Genomic DNA, 3,385 nt, shown 5'->3' on the forward strand with positions numbered 1-3,385 from the left:
CACGGGCGGCGGGTTCGGGCTCGTGTTGGGGCTGGCGGACAGGGGTATCGAGGCGCCGTCCGGCCTCGGCGCCACGCAGCCGCTCTCCGGCATGCGCTGCCTCACGCGGGAGGCCTTCGAGGCCACCCAGCCCTTCGCGGCGGGATGGGGCGTGGAGACCGGCATGACGATCGACCTGGTGCGCGCGGGCATGCGCGTCCAGGAGGTCGAGTGCGATCTCCACCACCGCGTGACCGGTCGTGACCTCCGCGCAGTCCTCCACCGCGCCGCACAGTACCGCGATGTGGCACGCGCCCTCGCCGCACGCAAGCTCGCCTCAAGGAAGAACCGCACTCGCCCATGACCGCTCCGTCCTCACCGTCTGCTCCCGCGCGCTCCTACGCCTTCCTGGGCCCGACCGCCACGTTCACGGAGGCCGCGCTCATCCGCATCCTCACCCGCAGGGGCGAGCTGGAGACTGCGGAGCGCGTGCCCATGCGATCTGCGGATCTCATGCTCGAGGCGGTCCGCAACGGTGAGGTCGACGCCGCGGTCGTCCCCATCGAGAACTCCGTGGAGGGCGGCGTGCCGGCCACGCTCGACGCGCTCACCCGCCACGGCCGTCTGCAGATCGTCGCCGAGGCCGTCATCCCCGTCCGCTTCGTGCTCGCTGCGCGGCCGGGCGAGGCGTCGGTGGAGACGCTCACGAGCTTCGGTTCGCATCCCCACGGGGAGGCGCAGGCGCGTCTCTGGCTCGCGGAGCACGCGCCGCGTGCGGAGTACCGGGCGACGTCCTCGACCGCGGCCGCTGCGGCCGAGCTCGCCGCCGCACCCTCTGCGGCCGAGGCCCCGTTCCAGGCCGCGGTGTGCCCTCTGCTGGCGGCCGAGACCTACGGGCTCGAGGTGCTGGCCGACGACATCGGCGAGGAGCGCAACGCGGTCACCCGCTTCATCTGCGTGACCCGCCCCGGCGAGCTGCCGGAGCGCACCGGCGCGGACCGGACCACGTTCGTCGTGGGACTCGCGAGTGACCGCGCGGGGGCGCTGCTGGAGATGCTGGAGCAGCTGGCGGCCCGGGGCGTGAACATGTCCCGGATCGAGTCCAGGCCCACCGGCAACGGCCTCGGGCTCTACCAGTTCTCCATCGACGCCAAGGGCCACATCGCGGAGGCGCGGGTGGCGGAGGCCATGCAGGGCATCCACCGCATCGCCGCCAAGGTGCAGTTCCTGGGGTCCTACCCCGCGGACGAGGGCGAATGGGACGTGCCGATCTCCGCTGAGGCGGCTGCCGCGGCGGCGGACCCCCGCGTCACGGACGAGGCCTTCGCCGCCGCAGCGTCCTGGCTGGAGCAGATCAGGCGCACCGGCGGGCTCGCGGACTGAGAACCCCGCATACCGTCACGCAAGCTCAGGCGGTGCACGCACGTGCGTGCACCGCCTGAGCTTCTGCGTCTGCGTGACTAGCTGTGCGGTGCGAGCCTCTGCTCCGGCTGGACTCCCAGCAGACTCGTGAGCCTCGCGAGGCTGTACGTCCTCTCCCGCACGTACTCCTCGATCTGCGCGACGGTGTGGGCGGGGCGGTTGTCCGCACGCGGCTTCCCGGCGCGCTTGGCCGCGAACCACGCGCGTGCCTTCGCCAGGTCCGCCGGGCGCTCGTCGAGCAGCACCGGAGGATGGTCGGTGCGCGCCAGATACGTCATGAGCGCTTCGCGGAAGAGGTAGGGCTCCGGGTCCGCGACGTTGATCCGACCGCTCACCTGCGGCCTGTCGATGCCGGCGAGCACCGCCTCCACCACGGTGTCGAGGTGGGCGAGCATGACGGTGTTCCTGGCACCGCCGGGCAGCAGCAGGGCGTCCTTGCGGCGGAAGCTCTCGAGGTCGTCGATGAGGCCGTCCGCGGACCCCGGGGCGTACACGCGTGCGGGCCTCAGGACCAGCGCGTCCGGACGCACCCGCGCGATGACCTGCTCCGCGCGCGCGGCGGTGAGGGGGAAGGGCGCCGTGTGCCCCGACTCCTCCAGCGGACCCGCCTCCTCGTGCAGACGGGTGTGGTCGCGGTCGATGCCGTAGACGGCGGTGGTGGAGAGGTGGATGAAGCGTGCGTGGGGGAACGCGTCGAGGACCTTGCGGGTGCCCGCGGCGTTGACGGCGTGGAACTCCTCCTCGGGCCCCCAGTCGTCGCTCCTCCGTGCGCAGTGCACCACGGTGCGGACGCGGCCTGAGAGGGCGGCGACCTCCTCGGGGACCTCGGTGGTGAGGTCCCACCGCATGAGGCGCACGTGCGAGGGTCTGCCCGCTCCTCGCCCGGAGACCGCCCACCCGGCGGACTCCCGGCCCGAGCCGTGCGTGCCGGCCGCGGCCTCGGGCGTGTCTGCCTGTGTCCCCGTGCCCGGCGAACTCGCTCTGCCGGGGCCGGGCGCGGGCGGAAGGTCCGCGGCGAGGACGGGGGTGCCGCGTTCGCTGAGGGCACGGACCACGGCAGAGCCCACCAGGCCCGAGGCGCCGGTGACCAGGACGGTCATGCGCCCTGCCCCCGGACGTCCTCGCGGTCGTCCGAGCGGCCGGTGAAGCCGCCCCTGCCCGCGTGCGGGTCCGAGGCCTCACGCCCCTGCCAGGTGGGGGTGCGCTTGGTGAGGAAGGCGTCGATGCCCTCCTGCGCATCGGGGAGGACGGCGTTCTCCGCCATCGTGGCCGCCATGGCGGCATAGGCCTCGGGCGTGGACATGGACAGCTGCCGGTAGAAGGCGGCCTTGCCCAGCGCGACGGTGGCAGACGAGGCCTCGGCGACCTTCTCCGCGAGCGCCTGGGCGGCCTCGACGAGCTCCTCCGCCGGGACCACGTCGGAGACGAGTCCGTGGGCGAGCGCCTGCTGGGCGGTGAGCGCATCGCCGGTGAGCAGCATGCGCATGGCCTGCTTGGTGGGCAGGGCGCGTGCGATCGCCACGCCGGGGGTGGAGCAGAAGAGCCCGATGCGCACGCCCGGCGTGGCGAAGGAGGCGGTCTCCGCGGCCACCGCGAGATCGCAGGTGGCGACCAGCTGCGCACCCGCGGCCGTGGCCAGCCCCTGGACCTGTGCGATGACCGGCTGGGGTATCCGCTGGACCGTGAGCATGAGGTCCGCGCACAGGTCGAAGATCTCCTGCTGGCGGGCGTGCGAGGCGCCGCGGATCTCCTTGAGGTCGTGGCCGGAGGAGAAGACGTGGCCCTCGGCGGCGAGGACGACGGCGTGGAGATCGGTCCGCTCGCCGACGGTCTCCAGCGTGTCGCGCAGCTGCGTCATGAGAGTGGTGGACAGGGCGTTGCGCGTGGCGGGCGAGGCGAGCGTCAGCGTCACGACGGCGCCGCGGATCTGGATGGTGAGGAGGTCGGTGCTGTGGAGGTCGCTCATGGCCCCATGGTAGTGGGC

General features: G+C 73.2%; 3 protein-coding genes and 1 pseudogene. 2 read left to right on the plus strand and 2 right to left on the minus strand.

Going from position 1 to position 3,385, the window contains the following annotated elements:
• Window positions 1–343, plus strand: a pseudogene (locus Q0A33_RS06885) (glycosyltransferase family 2 protein); the annotation flags it as partial.
• Window positions 340–1,362, plus strand: a complete 1,023-nt coding sequence (pheA, locus tag Q0A33_RS06890; RefSeq protein WP_291794701.1) for a prephenate dehydratase — start codon at window positions 340–342, stop codon at window positions 1,360–1,362. The pseudogene Q0A33_RS06885 and the gene pheA, both read left to right, overlap by 4 nt.
• Window positions 1,363–1,439: 77 nt before the next feature.
• Here the strand turns inward: pheA and Q0A33_RS06895 are convergent, their stop codons facing one another.
• A complete protein-coding gene (locus tag Q0A33_RS06895) occupies window positions 1,440–2,501 on the minus strand; it encodes an NAD-dependent epimerase/dehydratase family protein (RefSeq protein WP_291794702.1) in 1,062 nt (353 codons plus the stop codon).
• Window positions 2,498–3,367 carry an enoyl-CoA hydratase gene (locus Q0A33_RS06900; protein ID WP_291794703.1) on the minus strand — a complete coding sequence of 290 codons (870 nt, stop codon included), beginning with the start codon at window positions 3,365–3,367 and terminating at the stop codon, window positions 2,498–2,500. Before Q0A33_RS06900 ends, Q0A33_RS06895 begins: the two co-directional genes overlap by 4 nt.
• Between the last annotated feature and the right edge of the window lie 18 nt (window positions 3,368–3,385).

Origin of the sequence: Brevibacterium sp. (assembly GCF_022712115.1) — a bacterium.
Taxonomy (GTDB): Bacteria; Actinomycetota; Actinomycetes; order Actinomycetales; family Brevibacteriaceae; genus Brevibacterium; species Brevibacterium salitolerans.

What these genes read in the sequence shown, in the direction of transcription:
- pheA (WP_291794701.1), top strand. Translation starts at nt 340, where the DNA reads ATGACCGCTCCGTCCTCACCGTCTGCTCCCGCGCGCTCCTACGCCTTC.
- Q0A33_RS06895 (WP_291794702.1), bottom strand. Translation starts at nt 2,501, where the DNA reads ATGACCGTCCTGGTCACCGGCGCCTCGGGCCTGGTGGGCTCTGCCGTG.
- Q0A33_RS06900 (WP_291794703.1), bottom strand. Translation starts at nt 3,367, where the DNA reads ATGAGCGACCTCCACAGCACCGACCTCCTCACCATCCAGATCCGCGGC.